Source organism: Bradyrhizobium sp. S3.7.6, assembly GCF_054061875.1.
This window is the reverse complement of the sequence record NZ_JBSSEQ010000004.1, coordinates 504,053-528,084: the sequence shown is the minus strand read 5'-3', so window position 1 is coordinate 528,084 and position 24,032 is coordinate 504,053. Positions and strand designations below refer to the sequence as shown.

The window sequence follows — 24,032 nt, the reverse complement described above, 5'->3', positions numbered from 1 at the left end:
ATCCATCGCGACCACCTTCTCAAGCGGCGAGAAGTCTTGATGTCGAACAGAGACGGTTGGGCTTGCCTCCGGGTGGATTGCGTGGGCCGCCGTCAAGTTCGCACAATGCTTCGAGTATCTCGTCGATGGTGACCGGCGCTTTAAGTCCCGCTGGTGCCCGCAAGGAGGGACAGGAAGCGATTGCCGACGCGTCGGACGCCCAAGACGCCAGAATGGCGCGTTTCTCGGAGACCGAAAGCGAAAGGTCTGCCAGTACGTCCCTCGGGTGGTCAAACGCGGTGCCGGGATGCAGCAGCGCGTTGAAGTCGATGACGTTGTCGTCGGAAGCGGTCGTCGGCCGCATGGTATCCTCCATTCTAAGACGAAATCAGCTGCCGCGCGTCGCCCGGACGCGCGGCATTCCTCTGGTGGATGAGTTAGGCCGCCTCGGCCTCGATCTGGTGAACGTTGCCGGAAGACGTTGCGCCGGCGATGGCGATACGCCGCGGCTTCATGGCCTCGGGGATTTCCCGGACCAGTTCGATCTTCAGCAGACCGTTGTCGAATGCCGCGCCCTTGACCTGGACGTAGTCCGCCAGGTTGAACTGGCGCTTGAAATGGCGGGTCGAGATTCCCCGGTAGAGAAACTCGCGCTCGGCCTTCTCGGTCTTGCCGCCCTCGATCGTGACGACGTTCTGCTCGGCCGTGATCGAGACTTCGTCGGGCGAGAAGCCTGCAACCGCCAGCGTGATCTGGTAGCGGTCTTCGGCAAGCCGTTCGATGTTGTAGGGGGGATAGCTTTCGTCGGTGGCCCGCTGGGCCGTCTCGGCGAGATCGAACAGGCGATCGAAGCCGATCGTCGACCGGAACAAGGGCGAGAAGTCATAAGTGCGCATAGCCAAATCCTCCAAAGAGCAAGATGGGTATGAGGCATCGGACACGACCGGTGCCCGTCTCAATTCCGAGGCCCCGGAGGGCACCTCGGACGTCACCTGACGGTAACGCCAAAAAAATTAGCAAAACCGGTTTTGGTTTCAAGAGGGGACCGAAAAAAATTTCGCTGCCGATCGCCGCGCTGTTAAAGGTCCTCGCGCAGCCCCTTGAAGAAAGGGTGCCTAACCTTTCCCTCTTCAGATTTGGCGCGGTATTCGATCTCGGCGAGCAGTTTCGGTTCGACCCAGATGCCCCTGTGTGCGATACGCTTGGCGTAAGGCTGCGTCTTGCGGACAAGCGGCTCGAGCCGTCTGCGCAGCTCGGCGGCTGATGTCTTGTCGAAGCCGTGGTCGACCTTGCCCGCATAGATCAGGTCGTCGCCCTTGCGCCGCGCGAGATAAATGCCGTCCCACTTGCCCTCATCGAGAGCGAAGCCGGCGATGGTCAGCGTCTCGCGCTGGGCGCAGGTCTTCTTGACCCAATTATTGCTGCGGCCGACCGGGTACACGCCGTCGCGGACCTTGGAAACGACGCCTTCGAGCCCGACCTTGCAAGCATGCGTGAACATCTCGCTGCCGTCGATCTCGAAGCTCTCGCTGAACTGCACGTCGCTGCCAGTGACGACCTTCTTCAGTGCGGCCTTGCGCTCGAATAGCGGCACCTTCCGGATGTCCCTGCCGTTGAGATAAAGCAGGTCGAAGGCGACGAGTACGATCTTAGTCGAGGTGCCCTTTAGCTCGTTCTGCAAGACGGAGAAATCGGTGCTGCCATCGGCGGCCGGCACCACGATCTCGCCGTCGATGATGGCCGAGCTCGCCTTGATGTGCCAGGCGTCGTCGGCGACCTTCTTGAAGCGGCGGGTCCAGTCGTGACCGCGGCGCGTGAACACCCTTGTTGCTTCGTTGGCGAGATGCACCTGGACGCGATAACCGTCGAACTTGATCTCGTGAATCCAACGTTCGCCGGACGGCACGCGGTCGATCGAGGCTGCCAGGGCCGGCTCGATGAAGCCGGGGAAGGGCGCCTTGACGCCCAGCGCTTCCGGCTTTTTTCGCTGGAAGGCCATCGCTACACCAGGCGCAAGCTGTACTGCCGGGTGTCCTGGGCAGCGTAGCGATCGACGAATTCTTGGAGATGCGAAGGAACGTCGGTGAGCTGAAGATTGCACCAGTGCTGGATCTCGCGAGCAACGTCCTCGGAAACGTCTTCTGACCAGCGCTCGGACGTGTTGAAGGCAATAACCCTGATCGGATGTCGATACTCGCCGGCGAGCAGATCCTGAATGACCGTCTCGAGGTCTGCCGATCCCATGTCGGTTTCGCGCCAGGCGCTGCCTGCGCTCCCGAAGTCGTCCGCCACCAGATACACGGTCGGTTCATCGGCCGGCACAATGGAAGGGGTCCATCGGGACTGACTCATACGCAACTCCACGCAACAGAACCGGGATTTAATTTGATCCGCGCCGATTCGTTCCCCAGGTAGGAACTGCCAAGTGCGTTGCGCTTTTTATAAGAGGCAACCAGCGGAGGATACATGGCAGTCAATAAACCGACCGGCGACAATGCTCGCAAGGGCGCGGTGAAGAAGCGCTCACAGGCCAAGACGACAATTGGCGGCGCTACTGGCTACACAAAGCGCGACAGAACGTCGGGCGAGTTCATGGCTGTGAAGAAGCCTAAGACGGCGCAGAAAGGCCGCCAAGAAATTCAAAGGAGTGCGGGTCGAGAGAGCCAAGAAATCCGCCAAGCGGGGGCGCTAGACGTCGGTGGCCGAGGTTTGATCGTCTGATGGACACCGAGGCCGCCGACTGACGCGGCCTACTCGTCGATTTCGCGGAGCTTGTCTTCCAGTTCCCGAACGAGCGTCTGGATACGCTCATAGGTCTGTGGGTCATGCGCAAAACGTCTGGCTATTTGCCGATAGCGGAGTATCCGCATTTCCAGCTCAACGCGTTCGTTCTTGGACTGCACGGCACCAATTCCATCACCTTCTTCAATTCCATCACCTTCTTTAAGTATGCCGGAACAGCCGTTTAGTTTCGATCTAGGCCACCGCCCGCTTGCCGAAAGCCAAGCCGTCGCGCTTGGACGAGGCGCTCCGGATATTTAGGAGTACTTCCGCGAAATCATCAGAAGTTGCGCCGAAAGATGATGCAAGGCCGCCTCGGTGGTGCCGCCGCCCGTTAGTCATCGACCTTCGCCCATGTATGTTTACAACCATGAAGGGAAGGGCGATCCTCATGGCAGACCGCTTTGTCGTTCGGTACGAGCATCCCAAGAACGGCCGATTCACAGTGCTGGACACTTCAATAGATCAGCCTGCAGTCACGCCGGACGGGACGCCTTTAACTGGACTCTCTCATTCAACGGCAGAGGTTGTGGCCGAGAAGCTGAACAAGGGCGACGCTCCGCCCGCCCTCAATCGTAAAACAGGCAGCAGGCTGCGCCTGCACATGACTTGAAGAATCAAAAGTTGAGCGCTGCCTGGTCACGCTGCTTGGGCCCCAGCATCGGGCCGGGGGGCTTGATGATGCTGGGGCCTCCGGACAGGCATTACCTCGTGGGACAGAGGCAGCTACCGCACACACAAGTTACCCAACAATGCGTAGTTCCACATCGCCGAAACTCCCTGTGTCGTAGGTAGGTACCGGTCCAATAAATCCGAAAAGCTAGTTGAAGCAAGTAGTCGGTGGCTCCCTGGAACTAATTGGATATTGCCGACTTTTCCCGATTCAGTTTATGGCTGGGAACTGATGACGCGGCAAAACGATCAAGACGACCGGCGTGTGAGCTTTGAAAGGCCTCTACAGGCCGGCATATTGGCAATTGATGGAACTTGGCGGCGGGCTTGTCTCATCAAGGACGTCTCTGAGAACTCAGCGACCTTACCCGTAGAGAGTTCGATCAGAAGGCTTGCTTAAACGAGTGTTTCCTTGTGCTTTCGTCAACCGGGCTTGCCTACCGTCGATGCCAGTTAGAGCGCGTGAACGGCGGCGAGCTGACGGTAAGCTTTGACCTGCCCCTGAAGTTTCACCCAGTAGCGGTTAGAGTCTCGGCGGATGTTACGCCGTTTGGCGCGGTGTGAGCAACGTGCGATCGGCGGAGCTGGTCGGGGTTGCGCAGCCGATCGCACGTTGCGGTGAGGTAGGCGGCATAGGCCGCAGGGGTCAGATAGCCGAGCGAGGAATGCGGGCGTTGGCCGTTGTAGTCGCCGACCCAATCCGCAATCTTGGCGCGGGCGTGATCGAGGCCGAAGAACAAGGTTTCGTTGAGAAGCTCGTCCCGCATCCGGCCGTTGAAGCTTTCACAGAAGCCGTTCTGCATCGGCTTGCCCGGCGCAATGAAGTGCCAGTCGATCTTGTTCTCCTCCGACCAGGCCAGCATGGCATTGCAGGTGAACTCGGTGCCGTTGTCGGAGACGATCATGCCCGGCTTGCCGCGCTGATTGATCAGCGCCGTCAGTTCGCGTGCCACCCGCCGCCCCTGGATCGAGGTGTCGGGGATGGCCGCCAGACATTCCCGGGTCACGTCATCGACGATATTCAGGACCCGGAAGCGACGGCCGCTGGCGAACTGGTCGTGGACAAAATCCAGCGACCACCGGGCGTTCGGCCGAGCCTCGACCAGTATCGGCGCTCGGGTGCCCACGGCGCGGCGGCGGGCCCGGCGCTTGCGCACGCTGAGGCCTTCCTCTCGATACAGACGGTAGATCCGGTTCCGCCCGGACGGCTCGCCCTGCTGGCGAAGCAGCACGAACAGCCGGCGGTAGCCGAACCGCCGACGGGCATTAGCAAGCTCGCGCAAGTGGCCGCGTAGTTCGGTGTCCGGCGGTCGGCACGATCGGTACCGAACCATCTTGCGGTCAGCGCCGACGATGCCGCAGGCCCGCCGCTCCGCCAGACCCATGACGGCCTGCAGGTGCGCGACGGCTTCGCGCTTGGCGACGGGCCCTACCATTTTTTTGACAAAAGCTCGCGTAGCGCTGCAGCATCCAGCATCTGCTCGGCCAGCAGCTTCTTCAGCTTGGCGTTCTCGTCCTCGAGTTGCCGCAACCGCTTGGCATCGGAGACGTCCAGACCGCCGAACTTCGCCTTCCAATTGTACAGCGTCGCTTCAGAGACGCCATGCTTCCGCGCCAAATCGGCAGCCTTCGCACCCGCCTCATGCTCACGCAGCACGCCAATAATCTGCTCTTCCGTAAACCTGGCTCGCTTCATCTGTCCGTCCTTCAGAAGGCCGGACTCTAACTTCAACTGGAGGAAATCGGCAGGGGCAGGTCAGCTTCATTCGACACAAAGATAAAGAGAAAAGGCCGGCCGCAGGTTCCGAATAGAGGAATGTAGAAGGAGAAACCGCAGATGAATGGCGTCTCCATACTTCTTGTCGAAGACGAGGCCCTCATTCGCATGATGCTCGTCGGGATGATCGAAGAACTTGGTCATTCTGTTGTTGCGGAAGCTGGAAATTGCGGTGAGGGTCAATCTCTTGCGAAATCTGCGGCATATGATCTAGCGATCCTCGATATCAATCTGCAAGGCACTAATTGCGGCCCCATAGCCAAAACCGTGGTTGATCGCGGCTTGCCACTGCTTTTCCTGAGCGGTTACGGCTCGGCGGGCGTCCCTGCCGGCTATGAGGGGGTGCGTGTGGTAAACAAGCCCTGCACGATTGAATTCCTGAAGCTGGCGATCGAACGATGTCTCGCGGAGCACTCGACTCAACAATCAAGTGACGAGGTCACCAAAACGTCGTAAGCCCTGGACGCCTACTTTGGTTTGCCGACCATGCCAAACGGGCGAGAGGTCCGACATCTCGTATGTTGGGCCTCGTTTTCTTTGGACGCACTATCTTCCAACTTGTAGCCGCTCCCGGAAATAGGATCTGGTAAGCTTGATCGTCTTCTAAGGGGTATCAGACCAGATTCTCTCCGCGCTGGAGCAGCTTCACATAGGTGCCGCTTTCATGCTTCGACAACCAGCCGCGCTGGATCGCGTACTTCAGCCCGTCGCCGAACTCGCGCCCGCTGCCCTCCAGCCCGATCATGAACAGCGCGTTGATCCGGTCGATGTAGATGCGGCCGTGCAGGACGGCCGCGACGTTGGCTGCGAGCTCGAGGAGCTTGCGCGCCGCCGCTTCCGGGACCGTGTAGGGCGTTGTTCGGTGTGCTTCATTGGCGTGTCCCATTGGCCGCCTGCGCGGCGGTGCTGCCGCTCTTGGCCTGGACGAAGGCTTGCAGCGCGGGCCAAAGGTCAATCCCTCCGCGCGCGGCTCGATCCGCCAGTGCAATCCGCAATGTCCTCGGTTGTGTCGCGGGACCAACCTTCGATGGCGTTGAACGCAACCACCCGGCGCGGGTAGGCATATTGGCCAGATACAATATCCCGCAGCACCGTCTCTCGATAGGTGTCCTGTTCGTCCGTCTCTCGCCAGGCGCAGTCGGCTCAAGCCGGCACGATGGACGGCGAGGAACGCACGCTTACCCCGATACTACAGGCTGCGGAGAAACGGCCGCCGCTGCAGGGGCAAGGAAGGGGTAGGCCGGGGAGCCGGGCAGATGCTTCAGACCATCGACGGAAAGCTGTCGCCGGGGCGTCGGGGGAGAACGGCAGCTCGCAAAGCAAGAGACGCTTGTTGTCGAACTGAAGCGCCAGTCCCAAGAGACGACCAAAGCTGGGGCCGAACTTGATCGGATGCGCGCAGATCAGCGACTTCGGAATCAGGATCGACAACGTCTCCTGTCACGGCTGCAACCCTGACTATGCCTCTTCGCCGGTGCCTGGATCCAACGCGGTGGCGCTCTCTGGCAGAACCGACCGGCCGTATTGTTGATCTATCCAGGCGGAATGAAACTTTTGGTCAGGGAGGATATTGTGCTGAGGAGCCTACTATTTTGGGAGGCCGCCATATGGCAGATCCTGTTCGCCACCCGTGGACCTCAGAAGAGATTGAGAAGCTCAAGGCGATGGCCGGGAATCACCGGCGCGAAAAGATAGCCGCTGAATTAAACCGAGGCGCCCCGGCAGTGGCCCTCAAAGCGCATCAGCTCGGGATCTCTTTGCGATACCACGCTATGCCAAAGCGTCGACCATCAACAGCCGAGTCAGCGCCTGGCCGGTGACTCGATTGTTCTCGACCAGAAGGGCTCATTAAGAAGCTCCGCAAGGAAACTAAGGCCACCTCAGTTGGCGGCCTATTTCTTATGGGCAATTTTTGCGGAGTCGCTTGGGTCTCGCAATGAGCAAGCCAAGAATCTCCCGCCAAGTTTCAGGCGCGAAGCTATCCTCCGCAAAGCCAGACAAGCCGAGACTGGATTGCATTGTGCGAGGGGCTGCGGTTCCCCGGCTCGCACGCACCGAAGTGGCTCACAACGCAAAGGACCGCTGTCGTCTACAGCGGCCCCTCACGCTTTCCGGGTTTCAATAATTCCGAAATGAAATGGCTTAGCCAGCCCCGGAATGCCACTTTGTCCCGGTTAACAGATCGTTTCTATAACCTATGTGAATCAGCGCCCCTAATTCTTTCGTGGAGGCCGCCTTGTTTGGCTTGGCCACCGGCGGCACTGCGTCTGAACATCCGGCCGGTTCACGACGTAAGGATTGCTCGGCGGTGTGGGGTTAGCCGTACAAGCGAAGCCACCTTGTGGCGCTCCGGCCCAGCAAGATTTCGGCGCGATCCACCATCAACGTGGTGGCTTGGAGAGCGGGGAGGTCCATAGGAACTTTCGGAGGTGCAACCCATTGAGCGGTCATTCAAGTAGAGGACCGCTCTTGAACCACATCGCCGTTATCTTGATCTTGCTCGTTGGCGGCTCTTCGCTCGCCTTGGCCCAGAGTACAGGTGGATCGAGCAGTGGCGGCTCGGCGGCGAGTGGAACTGCAGCCGCCGGCTCGAAAGGTTATGCGGGCGGCACCCTATCGACCGGGCATACCATAAGCGGCACTGGGGGCTACTCCAGTCCCAACGTGGGCAACGCGCTCAGCCACGCAGCAACCGGCGACGTGGATGCTTCCTCGGTTAGTCCGGCTCCAACTTCCCACGACAACGCGGTGGATACGCCCGCCGCCGAACGCGCCATAAAGAACCTGGGCAACACCGACATCGGCATTCTCAAGAAGTAATACATGCTGCGCAGCCTGCGCGAGGCCGAGCGTTTTCTTCCCTCGCGATCCTGCGAGGCCGATCGCGGCCCGGCAGGAATATAGATGGAGGCATGTGGTTGTGTGCGCGGCCCTGACAACGCCGCATCCATTTGGCCGATAATCTCGCCGGGCGGTGCGCCGATTGCGGCTGCGGCGTTCAGTATCGCCCGCATGCGCCTGCCGACGCGCGCAAGCTGTGCTTTGAATGCGCGCTGCCGTCCCTTGAAGAGAACGACACCAAGCTCGTCACCACCCAGCGCATGGTCGAGGATGTCCACGCCTACATGCAAAAGAAGCGGCACTGATGATCACGGAGGTGCTCGCCCAGATCGAAGCGCCAAACTTTACCGCCGGGATCGTGCTGTTCGACGACGTGGTGGTCGAGACGGCACCCGTCGTCCGCTACATGCGGCGATCCTCAACCTGCACGGCATCTCGGATTTCGAGGCGCTGCATTCCGGCCAGTACAATGAGGAGGTGCAGTTCTACGCCTTCGACATGCTGGGGGAGGATGACGACGATCTGCGTCGGTTCAGATTGCTCAATCGCAAGACTCGGCTGGCATGAACGGCGCGTTGATCCGCTCGATATTAATGCGGCCATCCTGGACGGTCTCGACGTTGGCTGCGAGCTCGACGAGCTTGCGCGCGGCGGCCTCGGGATCGGCGTAGGGGCGGCCGTCGGTGTATTTCATCATCAAGTACCCGTGCCACGGCCGATTGCGGCCGTCCTGGAAGATCGATTGTCGAAAGCTTGCAGAAAACACTCAGTCCCAACGGTTATTTGGAGAACCCGGATTTAAGCGAACCGAATAGTTCCCTCTCGAGGAACGCTTGTGGGCTCAAAGCTTTTGTTTCAGTACACGGGAGAGAGACATGAGCAAGGAAACACCCAAAGACGATCCGCGGCAACAAGCCGAGCAGGCGACGCACAAGCAGACGGACAAGCCTTGGAAGGGCAATCCGGAGACGGAGCAGCGCAACGAAGCCAACCTAGATCTCGAAAACTGGCAGAAGACCGACACACACTAGGCACGCTTATGGCAGTCAACGCGGGAGACTCGCAATGAACATACGCCTATCGATAGCAGCAGCGGTGCTCGTCCTTTCGACTGCCAGTGCAGTTGCGCAGTCTACCGGCGCTCCGAGCGGACGAGGGGCGACCACGGGTGACCCCGCAGCAAGCTCGGCGGCGCCAAGTAAAGATCCGCGTGCCACCACCGGCATGTCCCCTGGTTCGAGCAGCGGAAGTGGAACGTCCACCTCTGGCGGCAAAGACGACAATGGAGATCAGGGCCGGGACAAAATGCCGGACAGCAACATGAATGTTAAGCCCCAAGACCAGCAGCCGCAAAAGCCGCACTAGGTGGAGCCTGCGGTTCTCCCGACGTGCGCAGCGGCTGACCACACGGGCGACATTGCGACGCGGCGGCTTCCGGATCTGCGTAGAGCCGGCTCTCGGCGTGCTTCATCGGTAAACCTTTCCTGCTTGCGCGGCGTAGATGGTAGCTCTCCGCCGGATTCCGGCTGTCGAATGTGGTGCCACAGACGCAGCGCATCAGCGTGCTCCGGGTCTCGCTGTCGAGCTTCTCGCCCCGCGCGCGCCTGGCCTTCATCTCGGCGCATTCGCGATCGTGCTGTGGATTGATGGACGCAGCGAGCACGACGGGTATGAGCGTTTGGTGAGTGCCATATGAGTGCCGCCGAAGAGACGATGGCTAGCGCAATCCAGCAAGCCCGGATGGTGCTGACACGTGGCGTCCTTAATGGACTCCAGTAACCGTCGATCGCTCGAGGGTGACAGAGGCCGCAATCGAGCCGGCTGCCCTGCGTGAAGAAACCTCGACGTGAGTACGTGGTGTACTGCTCCAAAATACGTGCCGCCGCGGCCAGCGCGCATTGTTGTTTTTTTCGCCCGCGACCTTTCGGCAAGCTCTGCAATCCTGACAGAATGCGAATCCGGCGACCATTGTGTCCCAGAATATCGGACCAGTCTCCAGGTACGTCGGCACACGATCGCGAAGCGAAGCAATAGTAGCCTAACCTTTGTTATCCTCGTCGGACTGCTTTTCCCCCAAGCGTGTGCGTAACTTGGTTAGCTTCGAGCCGAGGGTCTCTTCACGTGGCACTTTTCCGTTCTCGCCTACAGTTCGTCCTCTGAAGCGGAGGATGCCGCGGCGAAGGGCGTCGTATGCTTCGAGGAGTGGCGGTGTCAGCGAGAAGAAGGCGCCAAGCGCAACCGCGATGATCAGGTGTCGAAGCGAGAGGGGCGGGTCGTCAGCAGGGGGTTCATCGGCCCGGACCTGTGCGGGCAGAAGAGCGCCCGTCTTGTTCCCGGAGTTGGGCGCCCGGTTCTTTCGCGGCGCTATCATCACAACGACGACCAGAAGATTGATTAACAGCCAGACGCCGAGAATGATGAGAATTGTGCGCATTAAAAATCCCGAGCGCTTGTCGCCTAAATTCGCAGCATTCTAAAACCCACTACGTTTATCTGGATTGTGCACCTAACGCAAAATCACCGGCCGACGCAGGCCAATCCGTCGTAACCGTACTGCGGCTGTCTGCGCAGGTAAGCTCGGGCACCGCAGGCTCGACCAATTGGCCGCTGGCGCGGCGCTTCCTGGACTGGCCCGCGTAGGGGCTCGGCTGAGCGATTGGCTTACCTCTTCGGGACTAGCGCGTGCGGGGTAAGGAACAACAAACAATCCTTTTGGATTTAAAATTATGCCGCGATACTTTTTTCATGTGATCCACCACCGCCGCCGGCTTGGTCAAGAGGGTAAGGACCTGCCCGACAGGCACGCCGCTTGGAAAGCAGCCGTCGAGACGGCCGGACAGAGGTTGAAGGGCCTCGATGGCAGGCTTAAGCCCGAATGCGACTGGCGGATAGAGGTCACGGACGAATTTCAAAAGACCCTATACGCTCTGCACATCGGCGCGGAGAGGCCGAGATAAGGCCGCCTCAGTTGTTCGGCCCGTACGTTTCTTGCGGGTCAGCCGACCGTCACTGAGCGTCAGCTTCACCTAAGTGCCGCTCTCATGCTTCGACAACCGGCCGTGTTCGACGCGAACTTCATGCCGGATTCGCTGCCACTGGGCTTTAGCTTGACCAGGAATAGTGCATAGAACTTCTCGATATAGATGCGGCCAAGCTGGCGGATCGACGCTGGCGGCAAGCTCGACGAACTTGCGCGCGTGCTTCCGGGGCAGGGTAGGGTCGTTCATCGAGATGCTTCACCAGCGAACCTTTCCTGCCGCCTGCGCGGCGTAAATGTGAGCGCGATGCGGGTAGCTCTCCGCCGGCTTCCAGCTATCGAATACCATCCCGCAGACCCAGCGCATTAGCGGGTTTCTGATCTCGCTGTCGATCTTCTTGATGGACGCGGCGAGCACGGCAGGTTTTGTGTGCTGGGGCGGGATAGAGCTTGCTGTGGTAGCTTGTGCGCGTCTAAACTCTACCGCCAAAGCCAAACACTTGAACTCCTATTGCGCCGCCGGGTTGTTCCAGTAGTCTACGTGACAGACAAATTTACGCATTTGGACATCTAATATCCCGCTCGGCATCCACCTATTTGGCCCACGAGCGCCATTTTCGAGAGCTTTTGGCAACCCATTCTTGCGTCGAGGACCCGATGTTGTATGGGCCGATTTTGTTGACGTCGTTTATTTCTACTACTTATCGTCGCGATGTTTCGATTGCCCGCGAAATGTCGGTATGCCCAGACGAACATTAATTCGAGCCGGTCCTTCAGCCGCGCCTTATAAGTAGGATTAATCATTTGGGACAACCACCGACATCTCGCTTGGAGTTTATCGGTATCCAATACTTGAGAGGCGCTGCTGCTTTGATGATCGTCGTCTTTCATTGCGGAGCCCAAATAAGCCGCGGAGGTGCTCCACTTCCTAATCATCAATCGCTCACCCTGGGAGTTGATGTCTTCTTCGTAATCAGCGGCTTCATAATGTGGGTCTCTACTGCTCCACCAAGTGATGTCAGCCCTTGGCGCTTTTGGTGGCGGCGTGTGCGTCGTATCGTTCCGCTGTATTGGCTTGTCACCTCAATTGCCGTCGCCGCGCTCGTGTTGACTCCATCATTAGTTAAGTCGGGAAAATTTGATCTCTGGCACGCCGTGAGTTCGTTCCTTTTCGTTCCCTCGAGTCATCCCATCACAGGGAAGGTGGAACCAGTCGTCATTCCTGGTTGGTCACTGAACTACGAAATGTTTTTCTACTTCATTTTCGGCGCGTGTTTGTTTTTAGGAAGACGCTTTCGATTGCTCGTGCTCTTGACTGTATTGGTGGTGCTCATTGTCGCCGGTTTCGTTTTGAAACCTGAGAACAAGACAATTGCGTTTTACACGTCGCCATATCTTGCTGAATTCGCTGTCGGCGTGGTGCTCGGCTTTTATGTGACAAGGGGAGGGCGCGCACCACGAGCCGCGTGTATAGCGCTTTTGCTTCTGGGCGCGTCATTATCGCCTGCGACTGAATCTGGTCTGATCGGTGCGCTGGTCGCGTCCGCGGCAGTCGTTGCTGGAATCGTGCTTCTTGATGTCTCTCAGCCAATTGAATTTTACTGGTTGCCATGCTTGCTGGGAGATGCGTCCTATTCGATTTATATCACGCATTCCTTGGTGATATCCGCGTTCGGGCAGTTGTATCAGCGAGTGGGTCTGTTCGAACTCACTCACGGAGTTCAGTTGTATATTGCTGGCGCAGTGCTGACTGCAACGGTGGTCGGAGTGATCGTCCACCAAATGATTGAATTGCCTATTCTGGGTAATGCGTTTTCCCGTCGAGCGGAGCCGTCGTCTGCCTAGAAAGAGCGTGCCAATCGCCGGGCTTCTGCAACGCCAAGAGGCCGTCTTCGATATAACGAACGAGCGATGCAATCGGGTAAGTCGCTTTGGCCGCCGGGCGAACGGTGGCTCGGCTCCAATTGTATCACTACCTGCGCGAGGCAAATATGATGCAACACGGTTGACGGTACCGCTTCATCGACGAAAGTGCAGATGGTCGTCACCAATACCTTCATCCCCTCATTCCCCGCCGTGCACGGACGCGGCGGTGAACTGGTGGTTCGAAGCGTCGCCTTGTAAGCGATGTTCTCAGGCCACGCGCCAGCGTTCTTGGGTAGCGAGATAGGCCCAGGGTAGCAGTTCGTCGACTGGCTGTTCGGGTGGTCGTTGACGATGCGGGTGATGACGTCGGCGAGATAGGCGTGGGGTTCGACGCCGATGAGTTTGCAGGTTTCGATCAGTGAGGCGATGACGGCCCAGTGTTCGCCGCCGCCGTCCGAGCCAGCGAACAGGGCGTTCTCGCGGTTGAGCGCGATTGGGCGGATAGCGCGCTCGACGACGTTGGAATCGATCTCGACGCGGCCGTCGGCAATGAAGCGCGTCAGCCCGTCCCAACGCGACAGCGCATATCGGACGGCCTCCGCGAGTTTGGTCTTCTGGCTAATCAGACCAAGCTTGGCGCGCATCCAGGGTTCGAACTCGTCGGCGATCGGCCGGCTCTTCTCTTGGCGGACGGCGCGACGCTCGTCGGCGGTGCGGCCGCGGATCTCGGCTTCGATGACGTAGAGCCCGGCGATACGTTCGAGTGCCTCGCTGGCGATCGGTGCGGGACCGGCCGCGGCGAGTTCGTAGAAGCGCCGGCGCACATGGGACCAGCAGAACGCCAGTTCTACGTCACCGCGCTCGGCCATGACCCGATAGCCGGCATAGCCGTCGACCTGGAGGATGCCGGCAAAACCCGCGAGGTGGACGATCGGCCGTTCGGCCTTGCGATCGGGAGCGTAGACATAGGCGACGGCGGGCGGGTCCGTGCCGCCCCAGGGCCGGTCGTCGCGGGCATAGGCCCAGAGCTGGCCGGTCTTGGTGCGGCCGCGTCCGGGATCGAGCACCGGGGCGGTGGTCTCGTCGGCAAACAGTTTTGGCGACTGCTTCAGCCTCGCGAGCAGTCGCTCATGCACCGGCCGCAACAGGAAGGCTGCCCGCCCGACCCAATCGGCCAGGGTCGAGCGATCCAGCTCGAGGCCCTGGCGGGCGTAAATTTGAGCCTGCCGATACAGCGGCAGATGGTCGGCATATTTGGCGACGAGTACCTGCGCCACGGTGGCTTCGGTCGGTAGCCCGCCCTCGATCAGCCGCGCTGGCGCCGGTGCCTGTACCATGGTCTCGCAGGCCCGGCAGGCATACTTCGGCCGCCTTACGACTAGGACCCGGAACTGGGCCGGGACGATATCCAGTCGTTCGCTCACATCCTCGCCGATCCGGTGCAGCGCCTGCTGACAGCACGGGCAGGCGTGATCGTCGAGGTCGACCAGCATCTCGACCCGCGGCAGATGCGCCGGCAACGCTCCTCTGTTCCTGCGGCGCCGTGCGGCTCGGCTCGATCGCTCGGCAGCATTGGCTGCATCGGTCGCCGCATCACTGCTCGCCTCGACCTGCTCGACCTCCTCCAGGCCGAGCAGCAACTGGTCCTCCGGCAGCGTCTCGGCCCGGCGGCCGAAGCGATGACGCTGCAACTCCTTGATGATCTGCTCGAGCCGCGCGGCGCGCGCCCGTTCGGCCAGCAGCATCGCCTTGAGCGTGCCGGGATCGTCCGGAAGCGTGTCGGCCGTCGTCGCCATGATGCGATTACACCATGCGTCGCGGCATCCCGCGAGCGCGACATGCATACTGATTCACTGTGCCGCAGTTCAACTCGCTTGGATCGGCGACGGTGTCTCGCGCGCGGCGTGGACGCGCTTCCAGTCTAGTCCTTCGAGCAAGGCTGACAGTTGCGCCGCGGTCAGGCGAATGACGCCGTCCTGCACGTTGGGCCAGCAGAACGAACCGGTCTCAAGCCGCTTGGCGAACAGGCACACACCCGTGCCGTCCCAATAGATCAGCTTTACCCGGTCGGCGCGCTTGGCGCGGAACACATACACGGCGCCGGAGAACGGATCGGCCTGGATGCTCTCACGCACCAGGGCCGCGAGCCCTTCGGCACCCTTGCGGAAGTCGACCGGCCTGGTCGCCACCATCACCCGCACCGCGCCCGTCGGACCGATCACGTGCAGGTCTTCAGCGCATGGATCACGGCCGCAATCGTCGCGGCATCCGCGCCGCGGCCGACCCGGACCGCGACGCCGTTGATCTCGAGCTCGATGATGCTGCTGTTCTCGGCGCCCTCGAGCGCCTTCCGGAGGCGTCGGCGCTGCCGCGGTGAGCGCTCCGGCGGCGTGGACGATGGGGTAACGACAGCGGGCACGAACGTCTGCGGCTCGGGAGCCACAGGGATCGCAACCGGCTGTCGCATTTGCCGGCGCCACGTAAACAGCTGTTGCGGCGACAATCCGTGCCGCCGCGCGACCTCCGATACCACGGCTCCCGGGGCCAGCGTCTCCTCGACGAACCGCGCCTTGTCGTCGGCCGAGAACTGCCGACGTCGGCCGCTCTCCGTGATGACCTCGACCAGACGAACCGAGGTCCTGGGCTCAAGCATATGTTCAAGCTTAGACACAAGCCGATCTCCAATCAGAGATCGATCATTCCTCGCTCGACGCCTTCAATGGAAGGTGGGACCGAAACAGCGCTTACGTCGCCTTCGTGCTTGGGGCAGCGCGAGTACGAGTTCTGGCGAACGGCTTCTCCCTGGCGCGTCGATCGAAGCGATTCCACGCGCGAAACCGCGAATGCCATGAAGAGTCACCAACAGGGTAGAAGGCGAACTGCGTTGTAGCGTCCGAGTTACCATGTCGAAGACCTCTCGCGAGACGGTTGCTCGCTTGAGAGGGGCGACAATGGCCTAAGCCACCTTTAATCTTCTTCCGTATAGATGTCTTCAGGAAGATTGAATGCGATGTAAAGGACGAAGATCGCCGCTACAAAGAATAATGAAACAAGCGCTAGATCAATATATAGCCACACGGTTCGATGGTTCTCAAATCGACAAATAAAATTACCACGTAGTCTAGGTGTCGCGTGCCATTGCCACAATCGAACTAAAGTTCAGTAGGTGGAAACGCCGTAGAGTTCAGCGCGGATCTGGCGGACTGCGCGGCAGCGAGCGGTCTGTCCTATCGCCCAAATTGCGGCCTTCATCGTCTGTGATCACACGCGGGGCACCATCCTTGCGGCCAGCGCGCAGGATATCCAGCGAAGCGATCGAGGCTTCAAGAAATCACGCACTTGAGCCGCGCGATCATCGCCTGTGTTGAACGGAGAAGCAACTCTGCTACCTCTGACTGAGAATTCCTGGATTCGATAGGCTTAAAGAGCTCGATCGACTGTTTACCGGAAGTGGATCGTCGAGCTCGAGATGCTCAAGCGGCCAATAGGAAGGCGGCGTTTGTCTGCGCCAGTTGAAGAAGGTCCGTTCCCGAGTGCATGGTGGAATCCACGTGATAGTTCAGGAGGGTGTGAGCGGCGTCATACTGAGCCACCAGCACCGAGCCGTCGTCCTTTTGTATCAGACCGGTGACGCCGAGCGCGTTACCCGCTGCATCGCTGTGGCTGATAAATACGTCTCCATTAGGGGCATGCTTGATGCTATCGACAAATGTCAACGACTTGCTGAAATCGAACAATTTGATGAGCGGATCACCTACGTCGTCGGTCGAGACGAGTTTGTAGCCGGTGAACGTTCCATTCGCATCTGTAATCGCTTGGTAAGGCGTGTTGCTGGCTGCCTGGCCGTGGGCATCGTATTGAACGACTGTTTTTGTGCCGTCGGCGGCTGTGGTCTCGATAGAGCTTCCAGTGACGCTGCCTGTGCTCGAATAGTAGACGGTCGTGACGTTTCCGGCGCTGCCGATTTTCGATATCTCCCATCCTGTCAACGCGTGCGACTCGCTGTAGTGGGCCGTCATAGTCGACCCGTCGGCATTTTGAATGACGCCGGTCAGGCTCTGAAAATTTCCATTCGCGTCGCGCATCTCGGTAAAGACGTTTCCGTTCGACGCGGTGTTGATCGATTCAGTAGTGAGCAACGTTCGCTCGCTGTCGTACATTCGAACAATCTGATTGCCGGCAGAGTCCGATGTCGTTTCGCGGTAACCTGTGAGAACTCCCAAAGAATCGGTTATCGGCTGAAGGTCGTGCGCGCTCTCTCCGACAATAGTAGTTGTGCCTTTGCCCGATATCTCCTTGCTGGTACCGTCATTCGTCGTCAGCGAAAGATCAAGATTGTTGATAGTTAGAGATCCAGAGCCGGAAATTACCTCGGATCCAAAATCGACGGAAGCGAGCCATTCTTTGTCAGAAACGACATTGAGACTTTTGAGGCTATCGAACACGGAATTGATATCAAACGTACCCGCAGGCACATCGTTGTCCAAAATGAGCGCCGTATAGGTGCCCGTATGGTAGAATGTTCCCGAATACGCCCCGTTGGAGTATTTGCCGATGGCATCTCCCCAGGGTTGGAAGGCATTGCCATGGGTCCATATCATGATCTCGTTTGTAACGGTTGACCCGTCGCCATTCGGCGCGCTGGTTAACCAGATATCGAATGAGACATTGAAACCGGTTGTATCTCCCGAATAGGTCGTACTGTAGTCAGCGGTGAGAGCTGCGATGTTCCCCAACTGCATCGGAAAAGTGTGTGTCGTATCGGTCGCATTAACCGTATCGCCGTAGGGCGCTACGCCAAAGATGATGTCCGGATAGGCGCGGACCGGGGAGTATAGATCGGTGACGGTGGGGAACGACCATTGAAACGTGGTCCCTTCCGTCAGGTTATTCAAGTTGGACGTACTCTGAATCGTGTAGTCAACGCCATCAACGAGAGAGCCTGGATTCCAGGCATTGTTCGCAACATATACGCCATTTTTGACGATGGTCTTCTGACCACCGACCATATGGATCTCGTAACTCGAGCTTAGCCCGTCCATGAATCAAGTTCCCACAAATGATGTTGGGTCAACTCTTAGGACGAGGCTGTTTCTCTCACTTTAAGCTGAAAGATAAAAAGCGGCAGGTCGCCCGGCAGACACGCTGGGGGTGGTGCTTTCTTCAGGCAAAAGCCCACCATGAGTTTACATTAATGATGAAACTCGACGAAAAATACTGGCACATGCAATGCATGTTGAAATAAGTAGGAGTAGTTCAAGGTCGTCGGTCGTTAATTTCTAACGAATTCGAGGCCGGTCGGGGCCCTTCCCAAAGTGATTGCGTTTTCAGTCGTAGTCCAAGACATCATCCCCAGCGGTTACCACCGATCCGGATGTCCATCGCAGGACGCCGTCGGCGCAGGTCGATTTCGTGGCCCTTAATCAGATCGAGATGGACACATGAGCACCTTTTCCTGGAGCTCGACAAAGCTGTTGCGCTACGCGATCGCCGTCGTCGGGCCCGTCAGCGTAGCAGCGATCCATCTCACGCTTTCCTTGCTCATGCTGCGAGTATTGTCACCGGCCGAATTCGGCGTTTTTACATTTTTGCTGGTAGCAGCTCAATTCAGCTGGGGCATTTGGAGCGCGTTGTTTTGTGCGCCTTTGCCGGTACTCCTGCTGGAAACTTCGATCGCCGAACAGCGCATCGGGATCAACGTTCTTAGATGTATCAATTGGATTGCAGCAGCGTTTTCGATCGTCGTTTTCTTTCTGGTTGCGGAGCGGCTCGGGCTGAGCACATCAGCGTCGATTTGTTTTGCCCTTTATGGCGCTGTCGCGCTGATTCGCTGGTTTGGGCGTTCTTTTGCCTATGTCCGCTGCCAGCAGCTAAGGGCGGTGGCGTCGGATCTGGCGTACAGCGTCAGTCTTCTCGCGATGCTTGCGGTCACGATCAGACTGCTCGGCTGGCCCCCCCAGATCGCCTGCTACTTTTCGATGTTGGTTGGCGCCATAATCGGGGTGTTGCCGATCGGGAAATCGTATTTTTCGCTGCATGTCGGCGAGGGGTGGGGCGTTGCATTTGCCCGGTACCGGCTGATTTGGAAAGACCAAGCTCGATGGGCATTATTGGGTGTGTTGACAACGGAGGCCACCGCAAATGCACATGTCTACATCGTCACTTTGTTGCAGGGGCCCTCTGCATTTGCACCAATTGCCGCAAGCTCTCTGTTGATGCGCCCGATTAACGTCGCTCAGAATGCACTGACCGATTTTGAGCGCCCACAGATGGCACGATTGATCTCAGGGGGACAATTTTCGGCCGTCAGACAGTCTCTTATGTTGTTTCGTGCCGCGCTTGCGGCGATTTGGATTGCCACCGTTCTGATCAGCGTCGTCATATTTCTGTGGTTGCCGCGTCTATTGTTCCCGCCGACCTATGATTTGGATTACGTGGCAGCTGCAACCGTGCTCTGGACCGTATTCGCCGCACTTCGTCTCCTGCAAACGCCGGAGAGCGCGCTCCTCCAGGCCGCGGGAGAATTCAAGGATCTTGCAATGGCTAGCGTTTATTCGTCTATCGGAAGCGTCGGGGCCGTCTGGATGTTGGTGATGTTCGCCGGTGCTCTGTGGTCCATCGCCGGCCTGTGTCTTGGAGCAATCATTTATCTTGGAGCAACCCTCTATTTTGCTCGTAAATGGTTGAGAGAACTCAGTCGTTTAGAGAGAGCGGCCGAATGCAACGGATAGTTATGATTGCCCCCCATTTCCCGGAATACTCTTATTTGTTGTCCAGGGCCCTGTCGGAACAATCCGACGTTCGATTGATGATCGATCAGGCTGCCCTGATTTCCGAGTATGAAGGACGATCACGTCCCGCTGCGCCCCGGGTCGAGGTCCAGCAAACGAACCTTGTCTCAATTCGCGATTTGTGGACGCTTCTGATCGGTATCATTCGGTTTAGGCCTACGGTGATACACTGGCAGGAGCCTAGCGGATTTAGGAAGGCGGTCTTAGCCGCTATTGTCGTAACCCTGGCGCGACCATTTGCGGTTCTCGCGCTTACCATCCATGATCCTGTCCCTCACATGGGTGGGGATGACGCGATCGCGAGGAGACTAGCACCGCTTCGTCGATATACGCGACGAAGTGTTCACCATATCTTTGTCCACGGCCTCTCATGCCGCGAGCAATACCTTGAGGAGTACCTCCCGGCACCGCATCGCGATGACCGAGTTCATCTCACGGAACATGGAATCATCCTTGCGGGAGAGAAGATTTCCAGCCCGACAGGTCCTTTTTCGATGCTGATGTTCGGCCGAATGGAGGCCTACAAGGGATTGGAGGTACTGTGCGACGCCATGGAGATTTTCCTCCGGGAGGGCGGAGAGGGTACATTGCATATCGCTGGTGCCGGCCCCGAACTGGATCGTCTCGAAGGGCGCTTCCGTTCTCTGCCCTCGGTCGATGTGACCAATCGCTTCCTTCCGGCTGCCGAGATTATCGACAAGATGGGCGCGTGCGACGGCTTGGTGTTGCCATACCTCAGCGCGACCCAAAGCGGCGTGCTGTCAGCCGCCTTCGCGAACGGGAGGTTTGTCGTCGCAAGTCGCGTTGGCGGCATTGTCGATGTGGTTCAGGATGGCGTCAACGGGCTCCTGGTCGAACCGAACGACGCCGGTTCTTTGGCGCGGGCATTGAGCCGCCTCTCGGGAGACCCTGGATTGCGCGAGCGGCTGCGGGCAGGGGCGCTGGAAACCGCCCGTGCCCGTCTCGATTGGTCCAAAATAGCTGCGAAAATGATCGCTGAATATCAATAACTCAGCACGAACGGGGTGTGCCTGCTGAATTTTCTTTCCGCTCGGCGTTTGAGCACGCTTCTAAGTAGGGCTCCGTGTGGGTTGCAGCGATTCGAGCAATAGCGTTGCTGCCGTGGGCCACGCAAAATCCGCTCTCACTTGTCCGGCGTGCGCCGCTGCGCGGGATCTGATGTCAGCCAAGGTGCAGGTGGTCAGATGTGTGACGGCATCTTCCACGGGCTGTAGGCGGCTCACAAGAAACCCGTCATAGTCAGAGATCATGGATCTGGCGCCAGCCAGATCAAGCGCTAGCGGTAACGTGCCCGAAGCCAACGCCTCAAGGACGATGAGCGGATAGGAATCCACTTGCGAGAGGTGCACAAGCACGTCCGCGTTGCGGAGTTGGCCCATCAGTTGTTCAGGCGTGGCCCAACCAAGCAGGCTGACATGCTCGGAGAGGTTCTTCTCCTCAATACTTTTTCGCAGCGAAATGCGCGTTTCCTCGTCTGCACTGCCGACGATCTGCGCCGAAAAAGTCACGCCGGCCGCTTGAAGACGCGCACAAACATCGAGCATCAAAAAAGTGCCCTTCGCAACGGAGAGCCGGCTCGCATGTATGAGCCGCAGTTCACCTGACGGAAGCTCGGACTTGTCGGTGTTGGCCGGCACGGAGATCGGCTCAAGGACCTCCGGCGGTAGGAAGGTTCGGATGAGCGACCGTTGGACGTTCGATGGGAGAGATATTTCGCTCTCCTGGGTTTGGGATAGCAACGCGATCCGATCGGCTCTCGACAAGATCAGCCGAGATATCGTCCGCAGGGTCGAATTGCGCTGCGACTTCCAGTTCAAGCCCAGATGCGGGGTCACGACGGTTTCGTAGCCCAGTGCCTTGGCGAGCAGGACGTAGATCAGATCGGGAAGATTTACATATTGGATCCAGGCCACAGCATTGCCGCTAGCGCGGGAGGCGATGAGACGCAACACGCCGAGCACAAATGCAGGAAGCCGCCGCAATGACAAATATGCCGTGCTGGTCCACAGACGTTCGATCCGGAGTTCGGGGCAAATTCGCTCCATTGAGATTTTGGCTCGATCGCAAAACGCCTCGACGCCTCCCAAGTGATCGCGCGTGCCACCAATGACGAGAATTCTCATCGCGGCAGCGCCTCAGCCGCCGGTTGGTTAGACCTAGGAAATGCAAGCTTGCGCTGCGGAAAACTCATGTCATGTGCCTAAAAATATCTTGAAAGTGCCGCATTTTTGCCCTCCGCGGGCGATTGACGCGCGAATCGCCGATTGTTATCAGAAACTTTAAAGATTTATTACTTTTCTCTTTTTTGATGGTGAAAATTTGCATTCAATCAGCTTGCTGGAAAAAGTTCGCGTATTCGGTAACAGCAAAGATTGCATAGATTGGCTGAATTCAGTCAGAGTCAGCCCGGCAATTGTTTCATTCTTGAATGCGCACGCCTTCAACTTGTCCTGCCGCAATCCCGCGTTTTATAGCGCGTTGATGGCTTCGGAGATCGTGCTGCGAGATGGCGTCGGTACCGAATTGATCATGCAGGCAGCCGCACTGAAGGCGGGTGTTAATACCAATGGCACTGATCTAATTCCTGCGGTGCTTCAGTCTCGGCCGGGAGCGCGAGTTGCCGTCATAGGAACCAGAGAGCCTTGGCTTTCAGCGGCTTGCGCACGAATAGAGGAGTTTGGCGCAAACGTCGTGCTTCGCATCGACGGCTTCAAGGATGTCGGCGCCTATGTCGAGGAGGTCGCGTGCGCGGCTCCGGATATCATCTTGCTCGGCATGGGAATGCCGAAGCAGGAATTCGTCGCCGTGGAACTCGTCAAGCGCCTCGATCGGCATCCGTGTTTGATATTGAACGGTGGAGCGATACTTGATTTCCTCGCCGATAGGTTTCCGCGCGCACCTAAAGGCCTCAGACGCTTTCGCATGGAATGGCTCTTCAGGCTGCTTTTAGAGCCAAGGAGGTTGTGGCGCCGCTACATCGTCGGCGGTGTAATCTTCTCTACAAGGATAGTTCAAGTTGCTTGGGTCAGCCGATCAAACCTACTTGCTAAGGTCAGCGGCTCATCAGAGATCGCAAGCAGTAACCCTGATCATGCTAATTCTAACTCCCGCGGACAAGGCCGTGGCATAGAGCCGGGCAAATCCGAAGCCGCGTGAGAATGTAATGTCAGAAGGCAGGGTGAAGTCCGGCAATCCGATCCAATCCATCCAAGTCATGCGCGGGTTAGCTTCCGTGAGCGTGGTGGCGTTTCACGTAGGTCTTATCATGGCCCATGTTGAATATGGCGGATTGCACCCGTTCGGATGGATCGAGGCGGTCGCGAGCCGCGGATGGTTTGGCGTGAATTTCTTTTTCGTGCTGAGCGGGTTTATCATCTTTCTCGCGCACGCAAAGGATATCGGCAAGCCGCGTCAACTGACGACGTATCTGTGGCGGCGGTTCTCCCGCGTCTATCCAGCCTATTGGGCGTTTCTGACCTTGTTTATTGCCGCAGCTTTCGCTGGTGTGGGAAAGATCAACTTCGGCATCACCTGGGGCGATCTTCTCTCGTCCTACACACTCCTGCGATGGGTAAATGAGCCATCGCTGCCGCTGAAGGTCGCCTGGACCCTCCTGTTTGAGGTCTTGTTCTACTGCATTTTTGCAATTGCGATCTTGAACAGGGCGGCCGGTGCCGTCGTACTCGCCTGCTGGTTCGTCGCGATCATGATATCGTCTTTCTTGCTGCACAGCCTAGATATGGGCTGGATGAGCATGTGGAACATCAACTTCTTCTTCGGGATGCTTGCCTATCTTGCTTACAGGCAGCTTCCGGATTGGTTGGGTTTGCCGATCGGCACACTGGGCATCTTCCTGCTTGTCGCACTGGCCCCGCGAGCGGCATACGAATCCATCGAGGCTCAGCAGGGGTTGCCCAAGGATTTGTTGGCGCTCGGAGTTCCGTTTTTTCTAATCCTGCTCGGATTCGCGCTGGCCGAGCGAAGGCATGGCTTTGTTCCGAGCTGGCCCCTATTGGTGCTTGGCGAGGCATCATATGCAATCTACCTTGTTCATTCGGCGGCCATATCGATTCTTTGTCAGATATTCTTTCGTTTTCAGATCGGACAATCGTCGCCCAATCTCGTTTTCTGGTTCATATTTCCGGCCGCGGTCGTTGCCGGTGTGTTGGCGCACTTCTTGATCGAGCGGCCTCTGACCCAACTCATCCGTCGCGGAAAGCCTGAAGGCGCTCAACTAGCTGCAGGTTTCAGGTGACGTATCGGCTCGCGTCTCGGTCCCGTGGCCCACTGCATCGGCCAGCGCTGGACCAAGACGGCACGAAGCAGA

The 24,032-nt window shown here is 58.4% G+C and carries 24 protein-coding genes and 3 pseudogenes; 11 read left to right on the top strand and 16 right to left on the bottom strand.

The window, feature by feature from the left end; all coding sequences use genetic code 11:
* Positions 1-19 precede the first annotated feature (19 nt).
* The 4 genes from ACVJ5M_RS48235 to ACVJ5M_RS48220 all read right to left on the bottom strand — a co-directional run bounded on the left by ACVJ5M_RS48235 (position 20) and on the right by ACVJ5M_RS48220 (position 2,331).
* Entirely contained in the window at positions 20-343 is a 324-nt protein-coding gene (locus ACVJ5M_RS48235; protein WP_085398276.1) for a hypothetical protein, read from the bottom strand.
* A gap of 73 nt (positions 344-416) precedes the next feature.
* On the bottom strand, positions 417-875 hold the full coding sequence (gene hspD / locus ACVJ5M_RS48230) for a small heat shock protein HspD (protein WP_354100552.1): 459 nt from the start codon (positions 873-875) through the stop codon (positions 417-419).
* A gap of 182 nt (positions 876-1,057) precedes the next feature.
* Positions 1,058-1,978, bottom strand: a complete 921-nt coding sequence (gene ligD, locus ACVJ5M_RS48225; protein WP_085398273.1) for a non-homologous end-joining DNA ligase — start codon at positions 1,976-1,978, stop codon at positions 1,058-1,060.
* Positions 1,979-1,980: 2 nt separating this feature from the next.
* Entirely contained in the window at positions 1,981-2,331 is a 351-nt protein-coding gene (locus tag ACVJ5M_RS48220) for a hypothetical protein (RefSeq protein ID WP_085398272.1), read from the bottom strand.
* 114 nt (positions 2,332-2,445) lie between these two features.
* Between ACVJ5M_RS48220 and ACVJ5M_RS48215 the strand changes: the two genes are divergently transcribed.
* Complete coding sequence (locus ACVJ5M_RS48215; protein ID WP_354100551.1) at positions 2,446-2,700, top strand: hypothetical protein; 255 nt, start codon at positions 2,446-2,448, stop codon at positions 2,698-2,700.
* A gap of 29 nt (positions 2,701-2,729) precedes the next feature.
* Here ACVJ5M_RS48215 and ACVJ5M_RS48210 read toward each other — a convergent pair whose 3' ends face one another.
* On the bottom strand, positions 2,730-2,882 hold the full coding sequence (locus ACVJ5M_RS48210) for a hypothetical protein (protein WP_155794997.1): 153 nt from the start codon (positions 2,880-2,882) through the stop codon (positions 2,730-2,732).
* 269 nt (positions 2,883-3,151) lie between these two features.
* Here ACVJ5M_RS48210 and ACVJ5M_RS48205 point away from each other — a divergent pair, with 269 nt between their 5' ends.
* On the top strand, positions 3,152-3,373 hold the full coding sequence (locus ACVJ5M_RS48205; RefSeq protein ID WP_144030552.1) for a hypothetical protein: 222 nt from the start codon (positions 3,152-3,154) through the stop codon (positions 3,371-3,373).
* A gap of 291 nt (positions 3,374-3,664) precedes the next feature.
* A pseudogene (locus ACVJ5M_RS48200) lies at positions 3,665-3,996 on the top strand (PilZ domain-containing protein).
* On the opposite strand, the gene ACVJ5M_RS48195 reads toward ACVJ5M_RS48200, so the two are convergent.
* Positions 3,942-5,009, bottom strand: a complete 1,068-nt coding sequence (locus tag ACVJ5M_RS48195) for an IS3 family transposase (RefSeq protein WP_231142186.1) — start codon at positions 5,007-5,009, stop codon at positions 3,942-3,944. The pseudogene ACVJ5M_RS48200 and the gene ACVJ5M_RS48195 overlap by 55 nt on opposite strands.
* A pseudogene (locus ACVJ5M_RS48190) lies at positions 4,976-5,128 on the bottom strand (transposase); the annotation flags it as partial. The pseudogene ACVJ5M_RS48190 and the gene ACVJ5M_RS48195, both read right to left, overlap by 34 nt.
* A gap of 141 nt (positions 5,129-5,269) precedes the next feature.
* Between ACVJ5M_RS48190 and ACVJ5M_RS48185 the strand changes: the two are divergent.
* Positions 5,270-5,665, top strand: a complete 396-nt coding sequence (locus ACVJ5M_RS48185; protein ID WP_085398270.1) for a response regulator — start codon at positions 5,270-5,272, stop codon at positions 5,663-5,665.
* Positions 5,666-5,822: 157 nt separating this feature from the next.
* Here the strand turns inward: ACVJ5M_RS48185 and ACVJ5M_RS48180 are convergent, their stop codons facing one another.
* From ACVJ5M_RS48180 to ACVJ5M_RS48170, 3 genes are all read right to left on the bottom strand, one after another.
* Entirely contained in the window at positions 5,823-6,095 is a 273-nt protein-coding gene (locus ACVJ5M_RS48180) for a hypothetical protein (RefSeq protein ID WP_085398269.1), read from the bottom strand.
* Positions 6,096-7,857: 1,762 nt separating this feature from the next.
* On the bottom strand, positions 7,858-8,328 hold the full coding sequence (locus ACVJ5M_RS48175) for a hypothetical protein (RefSeq protein ID WP_456679808.1): 471 nt from the start codon (positions 8,326-8,328) through the stop codon (positions 7,858-7,860).
* A 263-nt stretch (positions 8,329-8,591) separates the two neighbouring features.
* The gene (locus tag ACVJ5M_RS48170; RefSeq protein ID WP_161495767.1) at positions 8,592-8,747 is read right to left on the bottom strand and encodes a hypothetical protein; all 156 of its coding nucleotides are present in this window, start codon (positions 8,745-8,747) and stop codon (positions 8,592-8,594) included.
* A gap of 178 nt (positions 8,748-8,925) precedes the next feature.
* On the opposite strand from ACVJ5M_RS48170, the gene ACVJ5M_RS48165 reads away from it, so the two are divergent.
* A complete protein-coding gene (locus ACVJ5M_RS48165; RefSeq protein ID WP_201266136.1) occupies positions 8,926-9,081 on the top strand; it encodes a hypothetical protein in 156 nt (51 codons plus the stop codon).
* A 1,007-nt stretch (positions 9,082-10,088) separates the two neighbouring features.
* Here the strand turns inward: ACVJ5M_RS48165 and ACVJ5M_RS48160 are convergent.
* On the bottom strand, positions 10,089-10,484 hold the full coding sequence (locus ACVJ5M_RS48160) for a hypothetical protein (protein ID WP_201266135.1): 396 nt from the start codon (positions 10,482-10,484) through the stop codon (positions 10,089-10,091).
* A 292-nt stretch (positions 10,485-10,776) separates the two neighbouring features.
* Between ACVJ5M_RS48160 and ACVJ5M_RS48155 the strand changes: the two genes are divergently transcribed.
* Both ACVJ5M_RS48155 and ACVJ5M_RS48150 read left to right on the top strand, forming a co-directional pair.
* Positions 10,777-11,007, top strand: coding sequence for a DUF6894 family protein (locus tag ACVJ5M_RS48155; RefSeq protein WP_085399368.1), 231 nt, complete (start codon positions 10,777-10,779; stop codon positions 11,005-11,007).
* Positions 11,008-11,831: 824 nt separating this feature from the next.
* The gene (locus tag ACVJ5M_RS48150; protein WP_456679807.1) at positions 11,832-12,872 is read left to right on the top strand and encodes an acyltransferase family protein; all 1,041 of its coding nucleotides are present in this window, start codon (positions 11,832-11,834) and stop codon (positions 12,870-12,872) included.
* Between the two features lie 288 nt (positions 12,873-13,160).
* Here ACVJ5M_RS48150 and tnpC read toward each other — a convergent pair.
* The 4 genes and pseudogenes from tnpC to ACVJ5M_RS48130 form a co-directional block, all read right to left on the bottom strand.
* A pseudogene (tnpC, locus tag ACVJ5M_RS48145) lies at positions 13,161-14,689 on the bottom strand (IS66 family transposase).
* Positions 14,690-14,758: 69 nt separating this feature from the next.
* Complete coding sequence (gene tnpB, locus ACVJ5M_RS48140; RefSeq protein WP_007606730.1) at positions 14,759-15,115, bottom strand: IS66 family insertion sequence element accessory protein TnpB; 357 nt, start codon at positions 15,113-15,115, stop codon at positions 14,759-14,761.
* Positions 15,112-15,564: an IS66-like element accessory protein TnpA gene (gene tnpA / locus ACVJ5M_RS48135; protein ID WP_144030647.1), complete on the bottom strand. Its 453-nt coding sequence runs from the start codon at positions 15,562-15,564 to the stop codon at positions 15,112-15,114. Before tnpA ends, tnpB begins: the two co-directional genes overlap by 4 nt.
* Positions 15,565-16,366: 802 nt before the next feature.
* The gene (locus ACVJ5M_RS48130) at positions 16,367-17,902 is read right to left on the bottom strand and encodes a GH12 family glycosyl hydrolase domain-containing protein (protein WP_354100675.1); all 1,536 of its coding nucleotides are present in this window, start codon (positions 17,900-17,902) and stop codon (positions 16,367-16,369) included.
* 432 nt (positions 17,903-18,334) lie between these two features.
* Here ACVJ5M_RS48130 and ACVJ5M_RS48125 point away from each other — a divergent pair, with 432 nt between their 5' ends.
* Both ACVJ5M_RS48125 and ACVJ5M_RS48120 read left to right on the top strand, forming a co-directional pair.
* Entirely contained in the window at positions 18,335-19,624 is a 1,290-nt protein-coding gene (locus tag ACVJ5M_RS48125) for a polysaccharide biosynthesis protein (protein ID WP_085399363.1), read from the top strand.
* A complete protein-coding gene (locus tag ACVJ5M_RS48120) occupies positions 19,573-20,694 on the top strand; it encodes a glycosyltransferase family 4 protein (RefSeq protein ID WP_085399362.1) in 1,122 nt (373 codons plus the stop codon). Before ACVJ5M_RS48125 ends, ACVJ5M_RS48120 begins: the two co-directional genes overlap by 52 nt.
* A 60-nt stretch (positions 20,695-20,754) precedes the next feature.
* Here ACVJ5M_RS48120 and ACVJ5M_RS48115 read toward each other — a convergent pair whose 3' ends face one another.
* Positions 20,755-21,828, bottom strand: coding sequence for a glycosyltransferase family 4 protein (locus ACVJ5M_RS48115; protein ID WP_085399361.1), 1,074 nt, complete (start codon positions 21,826-21,828; stop codon positions 20,755-20,757).
* Between the two features lie 196 nt (positions 21,829-22,024).
* Here ACVJ5M_RS48115 and ACVJ5M_RS48110 point away from each other — a divergent pair, with 196 nt between their 5' ends.
* Positions 22,025-22,861, top strand: coding sequence for a WecB/TagA/CpsF family glycosyltransferase (locus ACVJ5M_RS48110; protein ID WP_144030646.1), 837 nt, complete (start codon positions 22,025-22,027; stop codon positions 22,859-22,861).
* Positions 22,862-22,868: 7 nt separating this feature from the next.
* Positions 22,869-23,960, top strand: a complete 1,092-nt coding sequence (locus tag ACVJ5M_RS48105; RefSeq protein WP_354100674.1) for an acyltransferase family protein — start codon at positions 22,869-22,871, stop codon at positions 23,958-23,960.
* The last annotated feature ends 72 nt before the right edge of the window (positions 23,961-24,032 follow it).